The following is a 17,181-nucleotide window of genomic DNA, read 5'->3' on the forward strand; positions in this document are numbered from 1 at the left end:
AGAGTGGAGCGGGCCGCATGAACTACGAGACTGCCGACTGGTACAGCGACGTGTCGCTTGTGGATGATCCACACGCCTATTTCGACCACCTGCGGCAAAAGGGCTCCGTCGTTCCCTTGCCTCACCGGGGGGCGGTGGCCGTGGTCGGCTACGAGGAAACGGTGCAGCTTCTGCTCGATACCGAACACTTCTCCGAGATCAACGCGGTCACGGGCGGGATGGTCGAACTGCCTTTCATACCGGAGGGGGACGACATCGGACCGGAACTGGAAGCCCACCGCAAGCAGATCGCGTTTGCCGACCAGATCGTGGCGGAGCAGGGCGCTCGCCATGCCGACCTGCGCTCGATCCTTTCGCGGCTGTTCACGCCCAGCCGGTTGAAGCAGCTCCAGCCTCAACTCGCCGCGACAGCGGAGGGACTGATCGACGGGTTCCACAAGGATGGCCGCGTCGATATCGTACGCCAGTACGGCAGCCCTTACGGTGCCCTCGTGATCTCCGACCTTCTCGGCCTGTCAGAAGGCACCCGCGCAAAGTTTCGTGGACTTCTGGAAGGCGCCATTCCGATACCGATGGACGCCACGCACGAGGAAATGATGAAGAACCCCCTCGTGCCGGTGGGTAAGGATCTCTTCGGCCTCATCGCGCGCCGGCGTCTGGCCAGCCACCCGCTGATGCGGCCGCTTCGTCGCTTGCTCGCTCAGGAGGATATCCTCAACGACCTTGCCAGAGCGACTTATCCGGACGGGTCGCGGCCTTCGCTGGTCGATGTTACCGGATTGGCGGCGTTCCTCTTCGGCGCCGGGCAGGACACGACCAACCGGCTGCTGGCGAACGGCTTCAAGGTGATCGCGACCCGCCGCGATATTCAGGAGACGCTGCGGCGTGACGCTTCACGCATCCCCGACTTCATCGAAGAATTGCTGCGCTACGATGGCTCGGTCAAGAGCGGCGGGCGGATCTGCCGCAAGACAACGACGCTGGGCGGCGTGGAGATCAAGGCGGGTACGCCGATCCTCATGAGTCACATGGCCGCGAATCGCGACCCCGCGCGTTTTCCCGAGCCGGGCCGCTTCGACATGGACCGGCCACGCATCAAGGAGCATCTGGCTTTCGGCCGCGGCGCCCATACCTGCATAGGGGCGCCGCTGGCACGGCGGGAGGTTGCGGTCAGCATCGAGCGGCTGCTCGCACGCATGGACAACATTCGTCTGTCGGAGGCGCATCACGGCCCGGAAGGCGCGCACAGGTTCGAGTATGAACCGACCTACGTGCTGCGGGCGCTCAAGGCGCTCCACCTCGAATTCGATCCGGTTTGAAGGTTTGACGCCGGCGTTTGAGCCGTGTCCGGGGAAGGTTGCACCCGGCGCGCTTGCACGGGGCGCTCGTCGCACTAGGCTGGAGGCATAGCAGAACACAACGGACGTCCTTGATGCTCATCCTAAAGCGCCTTTCCCCTGCCGCTCTGTTGCTGGCGAGCGCCGGCTGTACCGCCACCTCTTCCGCAGACGTGGCATCCGGCCCTTCACCGACGCCGCCCCTGGCGCAGAGCCTGCCTGTGACCGCTGGAGTCGATTACGATCTTGCCGCGCAGAAGGAAAAGCTCGCCACCATCCCCATGGAGGTCGACACCACCTTCCTGAACGCAGAGGAGCGGGAGGTCGTGAATCTGCTGATCAAGGCATCGGACCTGATGAGCGAGATCTACCTTCGCCAGCGCTACGAACGCAATCCGCAGGTCCAGCGCGCCGTATCGATGAACCGGCGTTCCGATCGGGACCTTCTGGTGGAGATGTTCGCCCGTAACTTCGGGCCGTGGGACGAAATGGCGGACCTGCATCCGTTCTGGGGAACGATGCCGATGCCGGAAGGCGCGGGCTTCTATCCCGAAGACATGACGCGGCAGGAACTGGACGCCTACATCGCCGCGAACCCGCACCAGAAGGCGGCACTGCTGAACCCTTACACGGTGGTTCGCCGGGATGGCGCAAAGCTCGTGGCTGTGCCGTATTCGGTGGCGTACCGGCAGTGGCTGGAGCCCGCCGCCAGGCTGCTCGAACAGGCTGCGGCGCGTACGAGCAATCCGAGCCTGAAGCGCTTCCTCATCCTGCGAGCGAAGGCCTTCCTCACGGACGATTACTATGAAAGCGAACTGGCCTGGATGGACCTGTCCGGCACGCCGATCGAAGTCGCGATTGGACCTTACGAGGTCTACACCGATCGGCTGATGGGGGCCAAGACCGCTTTCGAGAGCTTCGTCACCCTGAAGGACCCGCAGGAGTCGGCCGCTCTCGCCAAGTACAAGAACTACCTGCGGGACATGGAAGCGAACCTTCCGATCGCGGACGCCTACAAGAACTTCCAGCGCGGCTTCGAGAGCCCGATTGCCGTGGCCGAGCAGGTCCGTGGCGGCGGGGACAACGTGCCCGGTTCGCAGACGATCGCGTTCAACCTGCCGAACGACGAACGTGTGCGCGAGGCCAAGGGCGCCAAGAAGGTGATCCTCTCCAATGTGCTGGGGGCGAAGTTCGACCGTATCCTGCAGCCGATGGCCGCGCTTGTCCTGAAGCCCGATCAGGCCCGGCTCGTGGTCAAGGATTACATGCAGTACGAGACGCTGTTCCATGAGCTTTCTCACAGCCTCGGGCCGGGTTCGATCACCGTCAACGGTGAGAAGACCACGGTGGACAAGGCGCTGAAAGAGCAGAACTCCGCCCTCGAAGAGGCGAAGGCCGACGTCGCCGGGGTCTGGAACATCCTGCTGATGATGAACAAGGGCGAACTGCCGATCGCCCAGCGTCCGCAGCTCTTCGCAACCTACTTTACGGGCATCTTCCGCGCCGTCCGGTTCGGTGCCGTGGAAGCCCATGGCAAGGGCGCGGCGCTGCAATATGCTTACCTGCGGGACAAGGGCGCTTTTACCTATGATGTGGCCGCACGCCGATACGTCATCGACGACGCCAGGATGGAAGCGGGGCTGAAGGCCCTGCTGCACGACATCCTCATGCTGCAAGCCACCGGCGACTACGAGGGGACCAAGGCCTTCATGGCGCGCTGGGCGAAGCTCGATGGTGAGGCCGAAGCGGCGATCGCTGCCATGGCCAGCCTGCCGGTGGATATCCGGCCCGTCTACCCCGACGCCATCTGAGCGCCACCGGCCCATCGCCGCCTGCGCGAAAGAGAAAGCCCTTCTTCAGCCGGTGAAGAAGGGCTTTTGCGTCAGGGGGTGAAGCGCAGGTAGGCCATGACGCGGGAGCCCGTGTGGCGATCCGTCCAGGGCGACAGGCTATCGACCTCGTCGGCGCCGATGGAAGTGCCCGAATAGCGTACGCCCGCAGCGAGGTTGGCGGCGGTATACTCGGCACCCAGGTGATGGTCGAGGTAGTCTCCGCCCGGACGCAGGCGCGCCACGCGAGGGTCATTGCGTGATGAGCCGCTGGTGTGGCCGATGCCGCCGTAGAGGGTGACCGGCGTTCCCGGCAAGCTCGCGGAGAGCTGCGCGTCGATATAGAGGTTGCTGCCGCCGATAGCGTCCTGCGCGGGTGCGAAGGCCGCACCGACGACGAACTGTGCGGGGCCGAGCGTGCGCGCGACGTCGCCGGTCAACTCGACGTAGCTGGTCCCGGACCGGCCGATGAAGACGTTGCCACGGACACCCGCCGACATGTCCCACCCCCCCGTGCGCAGGGTGTAACGCGGGGCGATGGTGAGGCCCACGTCGGCGCCGCCATGGCGCGCGCTGTCGCGGAGGGTCACTGCGTCGAGATCAAGCGCGAGATCGTACGTGACGGGAAGTGACGCCTCGAGGCCGAAGGCGGCCTTGCCGTCGCTCCAGCTCAGCCCACGCTCGCGGTGATCGGTTTCGAACTCGATGGAAGCGGAGGCCGGGGCCGACTGGGCTCGGGCGTCAGCCGTGATGAGGCCGCCGCACAAGGCAGCGGCCAGACAACAGATGTATCGCATCCCAGGCGTCTAGCGCCTTGTCAGTTGGATGCAAAGTGATGAGCGGCATCGATGGCGGCGATTGCATGCGACCGGTCCTTCGCCGCAAGCTGCGCGAGATGCGCGTTGATAGCATCGCTCTTGTCCTCGACCAGCTTTGCAAGCTGCGCGTCGCGGCCGCTGCAGCTGCCGGGCAGCTGGCGGGTGTAGGTTTCCTTGCCCGGGAGCTTGGCCGTGAGTTCATGGCCACCATCGGTGATTGCACGCTCGACCGATACGGTCGCGGTCATGACGCAGCGCTGCGAGCTTGGCCGGGTGGGCGGCGAGATGCCGATGCTGCGGGTGGAGGTTTCGACCCTGGACCGGTAATCGACGGTGTACGTGCTGCCCCGGTGTTCGAGATTGACAGTATGGACCGGTGCGGCGGCTGCGGCTGCCGACATGGCCGCAAGAACGAGAAGGCTCATGATGTCTCCCACTAGGATGCCTAAAAACTAAGCAGCTGTGCACATTTCTTGTGCAATGGGGAGGTAGGCGCCAATTGCTTCCCGCTTGTTGCGCAGGCGTGAGGATATTTGACTTCACGGTGCGACGGTGATGGATGCTTCGCCGTCCGCCCAGACCGGAAGATAGAGGCCTTGCCCCGCAGCCTTGATGCGCCCCGTGCGTGTGCGGGTGATCTCGGCGTGGATGAGGATCGTGCCTTCGCGCTTGGCCTCTATGGCCCGGTCGATCTTGCCCAGCAGTTCGGCGTAGTCCTTTTCGAAGTTCTGCGCGAGAGCATCGGCAATCGTCGCGTCGAGCACCGGCGTGTTGGCAAGGCGCAGGATAAGGTCGCCGCCTCTCATGTCCGTCGTGCCGCTCACTTCGAATTCCTCAAACCGGACGCGGCGCGAATTGTCCGCATTGACCGGCTTGCCTGTCATCCACACCGTTCCCGTCGTGGGTCCGATCCGCCCGGCATCATCGCGAGCCGTGAAGGTTACGCCCACGGCGATGCGCCCGCCCTCGGTCCCGTAGATCGTTGCCTTGTGGAACTTTGCACGAACAGGCCCGACGCCGGGTACAGCGAAGGGGCGCGCCGAGCGCTTGTGCAAGGCTTTCATCAGCACCGGCTCAAGCTCGCAGTAATCGGCAATGACGGGGATGAAGAACGCCAGCCTCCCCGCCTCTGCCTCGAGGGGCGTCATGGCCGGCAGCGGAGTGGGGGCAGGGTCCTTCGGTCGATGCCCTACGAAGGTTTCGGTAACGGCTTTCAGGCCGAGGCGCAGCCGCATGCGCGTGCCGTCGAGTTCGTAGCCGCCGTACTGCAACTCCGTCGGCTTCACCCGCAGCCATACCGGCGGGTTTCGGCGGTTCAGCGACAGCGTCGTGAAGGCGGACTGCCAGGCGTTCTCCACCTGGCGGCGCACTTGGAGCTTGCCCAGTTCGCCGGGCAGTTCGCGTTCCAGGCGCGCAATGACGGGGGCAAGCTGGCTTTCGGCCTGTTCGCGCAGGTCGATACGCTGTCCCAGAAACGTGAGGTGCGGTGCGTTGGTCCAGTCATAGCGGATGTCCACCGTTCCCTGCGGCGCCCAGTCCTGCGCGAGGCGGATACGGATCACGGCATGGGCCATGGCGTCCGCTGTTGCCGTCTCGCGCTTCAGGACGCCGCCAATGTCTTCAGCGCGCACCACCGCGTGCAAAGGCATGGCGACGCGAATTTCCTTGCCTTTGCCCGCGAAAGTCAGCGCGCCGCGCGTGACTTCGCCCACGATCCGGCACTTCAGCTTTGGGGTCTTGAGCGTGGCTATGCCAATGTCCACGCGCTTCGATGGTACGCACGTCTGCCCAGGCTTGTCGATGGTCCACAAGGTGCGCGGGATCTGGCGTTCGAGGGCGGCGGCAAGGCTGCCGAGGTCCGCCGTCACGGGAACGGTGATAAGGGAAGCCTGTGAATCCACCGTGATTGCGTCGTGGGCGCGGGGGGGCGGCTCGTTCCGGTGGCGGTTGCAGGCAGCCAGCGCAAGCGTGCCGGCGAGGGCGATCAGACCGATGCGCGGATAGTTCATTTGCGGAAAAAGTGCCCCAAACCGTGTCGCGATGAAATCCGCGAGGGGGTTTGTGGTTCCTGCTCCTCTGGCCAGGCAGCGCTGCAGGATCCGCGCATAAACGAAAAGGCCGGCGCTTTCGCACCGGCCTCTCGAAGTCAGATCCGAGATCCGATCACATGTGGATCGGCTTGCCGGTGACAGCCATTGCCGCTTCCTTGATCGCTTCCGAGTGCGTCGGGTGCGCGTGGCAGGTGTAGGCGATGTCTTCACTGGTCGCGCCGAATTCCATAGCCTGCGCCGCCTGCGCGATCATCGTGCCGGCAACCGATGCAATGCACCACACGCCCAGCACGCGGTCGGTCTCGGCATCGGCGATCACCTTAACGAAGCCGTCAGGCTCGTGGTTGGTCTTCGCGCGAGAGTTCGCCAGCATCGGGAACTTGCCGACCTTCACCGCGCCGCGTTCCTTGGCGGCTTCCTCGGTCAGGCCGACGCCCGCGATCTCGGGCTGGGTGTAGACCACGCCCGGGATGACGTCGTGGTTCACGATGCCGGTCAGCCCTGCGATGTTCTCGGCCACGGCGATACCTTCGTCCTCGGCCTTGTGGGCGAGCATCGGGCCGGGGATCACGTCGCCGATGGCCCAGACGCCGTCCACCTTGGTGGCGAAGTCGTGGTCTGTTTCGATCTGGCCGCGCTGGTTCAGTTCAAGGCCGATGTTGGCGAGGCCGAGACCCTCGGTATTGGGACGGCGGCCAATGGAAACGAGGACCACGTCCGCCTCGATCACTTCCGCTTCGCCGCCCTTGGCCGGCTCGACGGTGACCTTCGCGCTCTTGCCTTCAACGGTCACGCCGGTGACCTTGGTGCCGAGCTTGAGGGTCATGCCCTGCTTCTTGAAGATCTTGGACGCTTCCTTGCGAACGTCCATGTCCATGCCCGGAAGCAGCTGGTCGAGGAATTCGACGATGGTGACTTCCGCGCCGAGGCGACGCCACACCGAACCGAGTTCCAGCCCGATCACACCGCCGCCGATGACGACCATCTTCTTCGGCACCGAAGCCAGTTCCAGCGCGCCGGTCGAGTCCACGACGACACCGCCTTCGTTGTCGATCTCAACGCCGGGCAGGGGCGTGACCGACGAGCCGGTGGCGATGACGATGTTCTTGGCCGTCACGGTCTTGCCCGCGACTTCGACGCTGTGCGCGTCCTTGAACTGGGCGTAACCCTTCAGCCAATCGACCTTGTTCTTCTTGAACAGGAACTCGATGCCGCCGGTAAGGCCCTTGATCGCGTCAAGGCGCTGGCCCTGCATGGTGGGCAGGTCAAGTTCGGGAGTGACCTTGATGCCCATCGCGGCCATTGCGCCGCCCTTGGCCGCTTCGAAGTATTCCGAAGCGTGCAGCAGCGCCTTCGAGGGGATGCACCCGACATTGAGGCAGGTTCCGCCCAGCGTCTCACGCCCTTCGGCGCAGGCCGTCTTCAGGCCCAGCTGTGCCGCGCGGATCGCCGCGACATAGCCGCCGGGGCCGCCACCGATGACAAGGACGTCGTAGTCGTAATCAGCCATTTCTTGGCCTCCTCACGCTCGTGGATTTCACAAACTGGTACGAGCGGTAGTTAAGCGTTTCAGCACAAGTGAAAACCCCGCCCGACCTGAATTCGAGGCGGGCGGGGCGTTCATCTCAGAGGTCGATCAGGAGACGCGTGGGATCCTCGATCGCTTCCTTGATGGTCTTGAGGGCAGTGACCGCCTCGCGACCGTCGATGATGCGGTGGTCGTAGGACAGGGCGATGTACATCATCGGGCGGATGACGATCTCGCCGTTGCGGACGACCGGGCGGTCCTCGATGCGGTGGAGGCCCAGCACGGCCGACTGCGGCGGGTTGATGATCGGGGTCGACATCAGGCCGCCGAACACGCCGCCGTTGGAGATCGTGAAGGTGCCGCCCTTCATGTCTTCCATGGTGAGCGTGCCTTCCTTGGCCTTCTTGCCGAAGCCCGCGATCGCCTTCTCGATGCCCGCGAAGCCGAGCTTGTCGCAGTCCTTCACGACGGGAACGACAAGGCCGTTCGGCGCCGAGACGGCGATCGAGATGTCGACGTAATCGTGGTAGACGATCTCGTCGCCGTCGATCTGCGCGTTGACCGCCGGGATGTCCTTGAGCGCGAGGACCGACGCCTTGGCGAAGAAGGACATGAAGCCCAGCTTGATGCCGTGCTTCTTCTGGAACACGTCCTTGTACTTCTCGCGCGCCTCGATGACCGCCGACATGTCGACGTCGTTGAAGGTGGTGAGAAGCGCCGCGTTGTCCTGCGCGGACTTGAGGCGCTTGGCGATCGTCTGGCGCAGGCGCGTCATCTTGACGCGTTCCTCGTTGCGGGCAGCCGGAGCGGCGGCCGCCGCCGGTGCCGACGTGGCGGGCGCGGACGCCGGCTTGTTCTTGGCCGCTTCGAGGACGTCGTCCTTGGTGATGCGGCCGTCCTTGCCAGTGCCCTTGATGGTCGCCGGATCGATGCCGTGCTCAAGGATCGCGCGGCGCACGGCCGGCGACAGGACCGACGAACCGGCCGAAGCCTCATCGGCGGCCGGAGCGGCGGCAGGGGCTACGGCCGCAGCGGGCGCCGGGGTGGCGGCGGGGGCTGCGGCAGGCTTCGCAGCCGGTGCGCCTGCGCCTTCCTCGATCGTGGCGATGAGCGCGCCAACGGTGACGGTGTCGCCTTCCTTGGCGATGTGCTGGCCCATCACGCCTGCGTGAGGCGCCATGACGTCGATCGCGACCTTGTCGGTTTCGAGGCTGGCAATGGGCTCGTCAGCGGCGACGGCTTCGCCCGGCTGCTTCAGCCACTGGCCGATGGTGGCTTCGGAGACGGATTCGCCGAGCGTGGGGACCTTGACTTCGGTGGACATGATGTATCTCAAGCCTTCTGCTTGCGACGGAGTTCGGAACGAACGGAAAGATGCAGCGCATCGGCAACCAGCGCCGCCTGTTCGGCGGTGTGGCGCTTGGCGAGGCCGGTGGCCGGCGAAGCCGACGCGGCGCGACCGGCGTAGCGGGGACGCGGGGCGGAAACCCCTGCCGCCTTGGCGGCTTCCTCGATCAGCGGGTCAACGAAGAACCATGAACCGTTGTTCTTCGGCTCTTCCTGGCACCAGACGATCTCCTCCAGATTGGGCATCTTCGAGAGACGCTCGGTCAGCGGTTCGCCCGGGAAGGGATAGAGCTGTTCGAGACGGATGATCTGGGTGTCGGTGATCTCGGCGGCATCGCGCGCTTCGAGAAGATCATAGAAGACCTTACCCGAGCACAGGATGACCTTCTTCGTCGCTTCGTCCGCCGAGCCGTTCGGGTCGGAGAGGATGCGCTTGAAGTCGCCTTCCAGGAACTCCTTCGCGCTCGACTTCGCCAGCGGGTGGCGGAGCAGCGACTTGGGAGTCATGATGATCAGCGGCTTGCGGAACGGACGGCGCATCTGGCGGCGCAGAACGTGGAAGTAGTTCGCGGGGCTGGTGATGTTGCAGACCTGGATGTTGTCCTGCGCGCAGAGCTGCAGGTAACGCTCCAGGCGCGCCGACGAATGCTCCGGCCCCTGGCCTTCGTACCCGTGCGGCAGCAGCATGACGAGGCCGTTCGCGCGCAGCCACTTGGATTCGGCCGAGGCGACGTACTGGTCGATGATGATCTGCGCGCCGTTGGCGAAGTCACCGAACTGCGCTTCCCAGAGGACGAGCGTTTTGGGATCGGCGCTGGCGAAGCCGTACTCGAAGCCGAGCACGCCGTATTCCGACAGTGTCGAATCCAGCACTTCAAAGCGGCCGTGCGGCAGCGTCGAAAGCGCGACGTACTTGTTCTCGTTCGTCTGGTCCGTCCACACCGCATGGCGCTGCGAAAACGTGCCGCGACCGCAGTCCTGGCCGGAGAGACGAACGCCATAGCCTTCGGTGACAAGGCTGCCGAAGGCGAGGGCTTCCGCCGTCGCCCAGTCGAAGCCTTCGCCGCTCTTGAACATCTCTTCCTTGGCGGCGAGCACGCGGGCGAGCGTCTTGTGGACGGTGAAGCCCTCGGGAACGGTCGTCAGGGTGCGACCCAGGCTTTCGAACAGCTTGGGCTCGACCCGCGTGTCGACGTTGCGACGCGCGGTTTCCGGATCGGCCGGCTTGTGGAAGCCGCTCCACTGGCCACCGAACCAGTCGGCCTGGTTCGACTTGTAGGTCTTGGCCGCCTCGAACTGCTCCTCGAGGTGCGCCGTGAAGGCCGCCTCGGTTTCCGGCAGGAAGTTCGCGTCGATGACGCCTTCCCTGAGGAGACGCTCGCCGTAGATCTTGCTGACCGGCGGGTGCTGGCGGATCTTCTGGTACATCAACGGCTGGGTGAAGCCTGGCTCGTCGCCTTCGTTGTGGCCGAAGCGGCGGTAGCACCACATGTCGATCACGATGTCGCGGCCGAAGGTCTGGCGGTAGTCGATCGCCAGCTTGCAGGCGAAGGTCACCGCCGCCGGATCATCGCCGTTGACGTGGAGGATCGGCGCCTGGACGCCCTTGGCGACGTCTGAGGGATACGGCGAGTTGCGCGCGAACTGCGGACTCGTCGTGAAGCCGATCTGGTTGTTGATGATGAAGTGGACGCAGCCGCCGGTGTTGTAGCCCTTCACGCCCGAGAGGCCGAAGCACTCCCAGATGATGCCCTGGCCCGCGAAGGCCGCGTCACCGTGGATGAGGACCGGCAGCACCTGCTTGTGCTTGGCGCCGGGGCCGATGTCGTCGCCGATATCGTCCGCGATGGTCTGGTAGGCGCGCACCTTGCCGAGAACGACCGGGTCGACCGTTTCGAGGTGCGACGGGTTCGGCATCAGGCTCATGTGAACCTTCGTGCCGTCGAAGTCGCGGTCGGTCGAGGTGCCGAGGTGGTACTTCACGTCACCCGACCCGCCAACGTCCTCCGGGTTGGCGGTGCCGCCCGAGAATTCGTGGAAAATGACCTTGTACGGCTTCGCCATCACGTTCGCGAGGACGTTCAGGCGGCCGCGGTGGGCCATGCCGTAAACGATTTCCTTCACGCCGAGCTGGCCGCCGTATTTGATGACGGCTTCAAGCGCCGGAATCATCGATTCGCCGCCATCCAGGCCGAAGCGCTTCGTGCCGACGTACTTCTTGCCGAGGAACTTTTCGTACTGCTCACCGCGCACGACGGCCTGCAGGATCGCTTTCTTGCCTTCCGGCGTGAACTCGATCTCCTTGTCGGCGCCTTCCATGCGCTCCTGGAGGAAACGGCGCTCCTCCGTGTCGGCGATGTGCATGTACTCGAGGCCGACCTTGCCGCAGTAGTTCGCGCGCAGGATCTGCACGAGTTCGCGGACGGTGGTCCATTCCAGGCCGAGGGCACCGCCGACGTAGACCTTGCGGTCCTGGGCCGCTCCGACGAAGCCGTGGTAATCGGGCGTGAGATCGGCGGGCAGCTTGCGCTGGTTCAGGCCGAGCGGGTCGAGGTCCGCCGCGAGATGACCGCGCACACGATAGGTGCGGATCAGCATCATCGCCCGGATTGCATCGGCCGCCGCTTCGTCTATGCGGGCCTGGTCGACCTTGACGCCGCCCTTGTCCGCCGCCTTCTTGATCTCGGCCTTCAGGACAGTGGGATCGAGGCCCTGGGTCCAGTCGTCCTCGGCCTCGCCGCCGACGAGCGGCCAGCTGCCGCGCTGCCAGCTCGGTCCGGCCTGGGGCTCGTCGAGTCCCATGTCGGGGGTGAAATCAAAACTCTCGTCGCCCATAGGAAACACCTATCGCCACGCCCGGACAGCAAAAATCGTCCGGCGTCTCGGTTTGGCGGCTGACGGGTCCAGCAGGAGAGCCGTTAGTCCGCTCGGGTACTCACGCCGGGACCGAATGCCCCGTGCGCGTCTTGGTAAGCGCTCCCGGGCGGCAGGGTTCCTGCCGTACCGCCCGGTTGCGCCTTAAATCAGGCGTAAGCCTTGATGGCTTCCACCAGCGTCTCGCCCAGCAGCGAGGGGCTGGACGACACCTTGATGCCGGCCTCTTCCATCGCTGCGATCTTGTCCTCGGCGCCGCCCTGGCCGCCCGAAACGATCGCGCCCGCATGGCCCATGCGGCGGCCCGGAGGCGCCGTACGGCCGGCGATGAAGCCCGCCATCGGCTTGCGACGGCCGCGCTTGGCTTCGTCCTTGAGGAACTGGGCCGCTTCTTCTTCCGCTGAACCGCCGATTTCACCGATCATGATGATCGACTTGGTTTCCTCGTCAGCGAGGAACAGTTCGAGGACGTCGATGAAGTTGGTGCCGTTGACGGGGTCGCCGCCGATGCCGACCGCGGTGGTCTGACCGAGGCCTGCCGCGGTGGTCTGGAACACGGCTTCATAGGTGAGCGTGCCCGAGCGCGACACGACGCCGACCGAACCCTTGGAGAAAATGTTGCCCGGCATGATGCCGATCTTGCATTCGTTGGGGGTCAGCACGCCGGGGCAGTTGGGGCCGATCAGGCGCGACTTGGAGCCGACGAGCGCGCGCTTCACCGGCACCATGTCGAGAACGGGAATGCCCTCGGTGATGCAGATGATGAGTTCCATCTCGGCGTCGATCGCTTCGAGGATGGCGTCGGCGGCGCCGAACGGCGGCACGTAGACGCACGATGCGGTGGCGCCGGTGGCGGCCTTGGCTTCGTGGACCGAGTTGAACTGCGGCAGGCCGAGGTGCTCGGTGCCGCCCTTGCCCGGGGTCACGCCCGCGACCATCTGCGTGCCGTAGTCGAGGGCGGCCTGGGTGTGGAAGCTGCCCGTGGCGCCGGTCATGCCCTGAGTGATGACCTTGGTGTTCTTGTTAACGAGGATCGACATCGGTTTTCCTGTTCCTGATCATGGAAGCAGCCGGTGAGGCCGGGGAGGTTCCAAGAAACTGTGAGGCCCTCGCGCTGCCGGCCCGGGTGCGGGGCCGGCGGCGCGAGGGCAGTGTGTGTCTGTGGCCTCAGGCCAGCGTGTTGTCGATGCCCTTGCAGGCGACCAGCAGTTCCTTGACCGCGTCGACCGAGACCTGGAGGTTGGCCTTGGCTTCTGCGTCGAGTTCGATCTCGATGACCTTCTCGATGCCCTCGGCGCCGATCATGGCGGGGACGCCGACATAGAGGCCGTCAACGCCGTACTGGCCGTCGACATAAGCCGCGACGGGCAGGATGCGCTTCTGGTCGTTGAGATAGGCTTCGGCCATGGCGATCGCCGAGGCTGCCGGAGCGTAGAACGCCGAGCCGGTCTTGAGCAGGCCGACGATCTCGCCGCCGCCCGAACGGGTGCGCTGCACGATGGCGTCGATCTTCTCCTGGGTGGAGAGGCCCATCTTGATGAGGTCCGGAACTGGGATGCCGTTGACGGTCGAGTACTGCACGACCGGCACCATGGTGTCGCCGTGGCCGCCGAGCACGAAGGTGTTCACGTCGCGGACCGAGACGCCGAATTCCCAGGCCAGGAAAGTCGAGAAGCGAGCCGAGTCCAGCACGCCGGCCATGCCGACGACCTTGTTGTGCGGCAGGCCCGAGAATTCGCGCAGCGCCCAGACCATCGCGTCGAGCGGGTTGGTGATGCAGATCACGAAGGCGTCCGGAGCATACTGCTTGAGGCCTTCGCCGACGGCCTTCATGACCTTGAGGTTGATGCCCAGGAGATCGTCGCGGCTCATGCCCGGCTTGCGGGGAACACCGGCGGTGACGATGACCACATCGGCGCCCGCGATGTCAGCGTAGTCGTTGGTGCCGGTGATGCTGGCGTCGAAGCCTTCGACCGGGCCGCACTGCGACAGGTCAAGAGCCTTGCCCTGGGGAACGCCCTCGGCGATGTCGAACAGGACGATATCGCCCAGTTCCTTCTGCGCCGCGAGGTGCGCCAGCGTGCCGCCGATGTTGCCGGCGCCGATAAGGGCAATCTTCTTACGAGCCATGATCCGTCAGTGTCCTTCCCAAGGCGGGATTTCCGGACTTCAAGGCGGCCTGCTCTTAATCCCGCGAACGGCAGGTGCCGGGTTGCGAAGGCGGCCCTACGCCCCTTGGCAGGGCATTGCAACCGCCAAAGGCCTCTTTCTCCGATGAGCCCGGAACTTTTGTGTGATAATAGTTCGCAATTGCATTAGGCGTGCGAATGCGGCGAAAAAGGCCGTGTTTGTTCATGTTTCAGCAACGCGCGGCAACGGTTCGACCCGCTGCGATGGCCCCTATCGAACATTCCACCCGCGACTCGGCAAGGGGCTGACCCGGGATATCCTGATGCAGGTAAAGCGATCGATCCGCAGCGGGCTTCAGATGACGAGACGGGCGCCGGTCGCGGCGGCGAGGCGGGGGTCGAAGCGGCCGCAGATGTCCAGCCACCGCGCCCGCTCTCTCGGCTGCCGGGAAGCGCCGGCAACCTTGGCCTCTTCCGCCGCACGCCGTGCTGCGGAAAGGCCATGGCGGGCGAAGTGCATGAGCGCTTCGGCAAGGCGCGCGTCCTCTCCCGAGGTGTCTTCGCAGGCAAGCGTGCGCAGGATGCGCGGCGAGAGCACCGCATTGTCGTTGGCAGCGCCGAGCGGCGCGTCCTTGCAGATGACACCGCAGACGGCCGGCACCGTTCCGTTAAGGGCGGCGGCAAAGCGGATGGTCATGAGAAGGTGCCCCTCTGTGGCTGCGACGTTGTGTGCACATTGTCACGCGGCAGGGCTAAGCTATCGTGAGAAAGTATGGTTTACGAAATCCTGCCACGGGCATCTCGGGCCGTGAAAGCCACGGCCCGCCGCTTCTTCCAACGCCGCGTGGACAAATGCGAACGTCAGCTAGCGGCCCTTTGCGGACATTGCTGCTTCACATAGGGCGGCGTTTCTCTGGATCGTCAATTGGGGGCTTGAGCGGGGGTAGGTAGTTTTGGCCCCACTCATGCCACAGTATAACCCAGGAGAAAATGAGAATTGGCCAACAGATTACATACCCGATGACTAAAGCATGAAATTTGATTGGTGTTTCAAGGATACTCGTCTCGCCCAAACGGCGAGTTTCAATCGTCCCATCTAGAAGATCAATCCCAAAAACCACCATGGCAACCGTACCAAAGATCAGCAATCCGAGCATTTTCCATGGGCGATTTCGCAGTTTCAAGGCAGGTTCCAGTTTTGGCAATAAAAACGCTTTTACAAGACAGGTCTTGCCAACATCTTAAATGACGCCGCCGTTCCACCCTCTCGCGCCCGGATCCAAAAAGGGAAAAGATCGTCTATGGTTCACTGCCGTAACTGCACGAAGGGTCTGCCGCTCTCCCTACTGTTCTGGGGGCACCCGGCGGCCATTTGCTTGTCCCAATTACGGGATGCGCCTGATGATCCCTATTAACTATTCTAGTCCGCTGACGACTCTGTTGACGTTCTTTTGCTGAAACCCGTCGTTCAGGCGGTTTGCAGATAACGGCGCTGATCGCCGCGCTTGCCAATACTGCGCAGCTCCTGATCGTGTTCCTATTGCCGGCGCTGCGCGTCAAGGAATGATGCCAGGACGTTGCCCGGCAGCTAACGACCCGTGTCAGTCTTTCACGCCGCTGTCGAATCTGTCCACACGGTCTAGCGAGTACCCGCGGATGCGCCGTTTGGCGTTGCAATCCATCGCCCGGAATTTGCGTACTCAGGGCGGACGCCCTGCGTGCCCGGCAGGTTGCGCGCCGTGTAGAGAGCCTCGCCGCCCCGCTCGCGCACCTGGCTTGAATAGGCAGGCGCGGGTGCTGCCGGGGCCTTCGCTTCGGCGGCCATGTCCTGCACCGCCGCCCCGGAAGCGGGAAGGCCGGTCGCGAACGCCTGCTGCACCGCCAGAGGATCGAGCGCGGCGCTGACAGCGGCGCTGGCGGCGCTGTCGTCCCGGCGGTGCGGCGCGGCGACAGGTTCCCCGCCCAGGTAGGCGAAGCGAAACGTCGCGGGTTTTCCGGCGGCGCCCCGGAAGGCGTAGAAGCGGTGCGCGCCGATGGTGCCCAGGGGGTGCAGGCTTGGCGCCCAGTACGGCCGGACCTGTACAGTGTGGTAATGCGTGGCGAGCCCCGCCGGCGCATAGACATAGCCCGCCAGCGCAGCACGCGCGACGGCCCGGGCCCGCTCCCAGAACATCGGCTGCGGCCGGCGCGCCAGCGACCCGTCGCACGTGAAGGAGAACTGGCACCCGGTCGATCGCTCCGACCCCTGGTAGACGACGCCGCACACCGTGCCGGGATAGGCGGGATGAGCCACCCGGTTGAGCACGACCTGCGCGACCGCGCGCTGGCCTGCGTCGGGCTCACTCGCCGCTTCATAGTAGATCGCCGCCGTGAGGCACTGGAGCGCGCGGGTGCGATCGACGCCGGACCTGTCGATAAAGAGGGGGCGGGCGAAAGGCAGCGGGCCGCTTGCCCGATCGTCCGCGTCCGAATGGATGCCCTCGCCGATCTGCAGAGGGCGCGTCTCCGCTTCAAGATAGTAGAAGGCGGAGCCCGGAAAACTTGCACCGGCCTGCTCGAAAGGCATCGGCTGCGGGTCCGATTCGGAAAGCGCGGCGTCAGCGACGGCGAAGCGCCCCCAGTCATCGCCCCACTCATCGGGCGCCGCGAAGGCGGGCAGCGCGACCGTCATGGCCGCCGTCATGACGTAGATCCAATGTCGCTCACGCCCGCGTGGACGCCGTCCGACCGGCCGGGCGCGGCGCGGATACCGTGCGGCGAAGTCACGGGGCCTCTGGACCACGAGCTGCTCGCGCTCCATCCGATGCGCCTCTGCGGCGTCTCGTTCGGTGGAGGCGGGGGGAGCAGGCACGCGTTTCCTTTCAATCTCGAGCGTCGCCTACTGCAAGTGGCCGGATGGCGCATCCTGCCGTTTCGGAGCCGTCCCGTTGCGGTACAGGGTGGCTCCTATCAGCAAAGGTTTACGATTTGCTCCAAAGCGGCCGCCTCTTTGCGCGGCGGGAATGCGGCACCGCCGGAGCGGCTTGCCAAGTGGGCGGCGCACGACTATCCGCGCGCTCACGTCATGGGTGCCTGCAAGGGCCTAAGAGGGAAGCCGGCTGCAATTGCCGGCGCTGCCCCCGCAACTGTGACCGGGGAGGGGCCTTCAACAAGCCACTGGCCGCAGGCCGGGAAGGTGAGGGCGCACCGGCGATCCGGAAGCCAGGAGACCTGCCCGCTGACGGTCGTTCCGCAATCGGACGGGGTGTACCGGTTGCAGCGAGCGTGT

12 protein-coding genes and 1 riboswitch are annotated in these 17,181 nt (G+C 64.9%); of the genes, 2 read left to right on the forward strand and 10 right to left on the reverse strand.

The window, feature by feature from the left end; translation table 11 throughout:
- Positions 1-17: 17 nt before the first annotated feature.
- Both QOL62_RS00800 and QOL62_RS00805 read left to right on the forward strand, forming a co-directional pair.
- A complete protein-coding gene (locus QOL62_RS00800; RefSeq protein ID WP_283404828.1) occupies positions 18-1,319 on the forward strand; it encodes a cytochrome P450 in 1,302 nt (433 codons plus the stop codon).
- Between the two features lie 113 nt (positions 1,320-1,432).
- Entirely contained in the window at positions 1,433-3,148 is a 1,716-nt protein-coding gene (locus tag QOL62_RS00805; RefSeq protein ID WP_283404829.1) for a dipeptidyl-peptidase 3 family protein, read from the forward strand.
- A 71-nt stretch (positions 3,149-3,219) separates the two neighbouring features.
- On the opposite strand, the gene QOL62_RS00810 is transcribed toward QOL62_RS00805, so the two are convergent.
- The 10 genes from QOL62_RS00810 to QOL62_RS00855 all read right to left on the reverse strand — a co-directional run bounded on the left by QOL62_RS00810 (position 3,220) and on the right by QOL62_RS00855 (position 16,764).
- Positions 3,220-3,963, reverse strand: a complete 744-nt coding sequence (locus QOL62_RS00810; protein ID WP_283404830.1) for a TorF family putative porin — start codon at positions 3,961-3,963, stop codon at positions 3,220-3,222.
- Positions 3,964-3,983: 20 nt separating this feature from the next.
- Positions 3,984-4,409, reverse strand: coding sequence for a hypothetical protein (locus QOL62_RS00815; protein WP_283404831.1), 426 nt, complete (start codon positions 4,407-4,409; stop codon positions 3,984-3,986).
- A 114-nt stretch (positions 4,410-4,523) separates the two neighbouring features.
- Positions 4,524-5,993, reverse strand: coding sequence for a DUF4403 family protein (locus QOL62_RS00820; RefSeq protein WP_283404832.1), 1,470 nt, complete (start codon positions 5,991-5,993; stop codon positions 4,524-4,526).
- A gap of 154 nt (positions 5,994-6,147) precedes the next feature.
- A complete protein-coding gene (lpdA, locus tag QOL62_RS00825; RefSeq protein WP_103728332.1) occupies positions 6,148-7,545 on the reverse strand; it encodes a dihydrolipoyl dehydrogenase in 1,398 nt (465 codons plus the stop codon).
- 115 nt (positions 7,546-7,660) lie between these two features.
- A complete protein-coding gene (gene odhB / locus QOL62_RS00830) occupies positions 7,661-8,887 on the reverse strand; it encodes a 2-oxoglutarate dehydrogenase complex dihydrolipoyllysine-residue succinyltransferase (protein ID WP_103728333.1) in 1,227 nt (408 codons plus the stop codon).
- 8 nt (positions 8,888-8,895) lie between these two features.
- Positions 8,896-11,745 (reverse strand): 2-oxoglutarate dehydrogenase E1 component, encoded by a 2,850-nt coding sequence (locus tag QOL62_RS00835; RefSeq protein WP_283404833.1) that lies wholly within the window; start codon positions 11,743-11,745, stop codon positions 8,896-8,898.
- Between the two features lie 188 nt (positions 11,746-11,933).
- Complete coding sequence (gene sucD, locus QOL62_RS00840) at positions 11,934-12,824, reverse strand: succinate--CoA ligase subunit alpha (protein WP_103728335.1); 891 nt, start codon at positions 12,822-12,824, stop codon at positions 11,934-11,936.
- A gap of 127 nt (positions 12,825-12,951) precedes the next feature.
- On the reverse strand, positions 12,952-13,914 hold the full coding sequence (gene mdh, locus QOL62_RS00845) for a malate dehydrogenase (protein ID WP_103728336.1): 963 nt from the start codon (positions 13,912-13,914) through the stop codon (positions 12,952-12,954).
- A gap of 354 nt (positions 13,915-14,268) precedes the next feature.
- Positions 14,269-14,610 carry a hypothetical protein gene (locus tag QOL62_RS00850; RefSeq protein WP_283404834.1) on the reverse strand — a complete coding sequence of 114 codons (342 nt, stop codon included), beginning with the start codon at positions 14,608-14,610 and terminating at the stop codon, positions 14,269-14,271.
- Between the two features lie 942 nt (positions 14,611-15,552).
- Positions 15,553-16,764, reverse strand: a complete 1,212-nt coding sequence (locus QOL62_RS00855) for a cell wall hydrolase (RefSeq protein WP_283404835.1) — start codon at positions 16,762-16,764, stop codon at positions 15,553-15,555.
- Positions 16,765-16,965: 201 nt separating this feature from the next.
- A riboswitch (cobalamin riboswitch) is annotated at positions 16,966-17,143 on the forward strand.
- Positions 17,144-17,181 lie beyond the last annotated feature (38 nt).

The sequence above is a fragment of the Novosphingobium panipatense genome (genome assembly GCF_900182875.1).
In the GTDB taxonomy this organism is placed as follows: Bacteria; Pseudomonadota; Alphaproteobacteria; order Sphingomonadales; family Sphingomonadaceae; genus Novosphingobium; species Novosphingobium panipatense.

Excerpts from the sequence above, each read along its gene's own strand:
- QOL62_RS00800 (WP_283404828.1), top strand. The coding sequence starts at position 18 with ATGAACTACGAGACTGCCGACTGGTACAGCGACGTGTCGCTTGTGGAT.
- QOL62_RS00805 (WP_283404829.1), top strand. The coding sequence starts at position 1,433 with ATGCTCATCCTAAAGCGCCTTTCCCCTGCCGCTCTGTTGCTGGCGAGC.
- QOL62_RS00810 (WP_283404830.1), bottom strand. The coding sequence starts at position 3,963 with ATGCGATACATCTGTTGTCTGGCCGCTGCCTTGTGCGGCGGCCTCATC.
- QOL62_RS00815 (WP_283404831.1), bottom strand. The coding sequence starts at position 4,409 with ATGAGCCTTCTCGTTCTTGCGGCCATGTCGGCAGCCGCAGCCGCCGCA.
- QOL62_RS00820 (WP_283404832.1), bottom strand. The coding sequence starts at position 5,993 with ATGAACTATCCGCGCATCGGTCTGATCGCCCTCGCCGGCACGCTTGCG.
- lpdA (WP_103728332.1), bottom strand. The coding sequence starts at position 7,545 with ATGGCTGATTACGACTACGACGTCCTTGTCATCGGTGGCGGCCCCGGC.
- odhB (WP_103728333.1), bottom strand. The coding sequence starts at position 8,887 with ATGTCCACCGAAGTCAAGGTCCCCACGCTCGGCGAATCCGTCTCCGAA.
- QOL62_RS00835 (WP_283404833.1), bottom strand. The coding sequence starts at position 11,745 with ATGGGCGACGAGAGTTTTGATTTCACCCCCGACATGGGACTCGACGAG.
- sucD (WP_103728335.1), bottom strand. The coding sequence starts at position 12,824 with ATGTCGATCCTCGTTAACAAGAACACCAAGGTCATCACTCAGGGCATG.
- mdh (WP_103728336.1), bottom strand. The coding sequence starts at position 13,914 with ATGGCTCGTAAGAAGATTGCCCTTATCGGCGCCGGCAACATCGGCGGC.
- QOL62_RS00850 (WP_283404834.1), bottom strand. The coding sequence starts at position 14,610 with ATGACCATCCGCTTTGCCGCCGCCCTTAACGGAACGGTGCCGGCCGTC.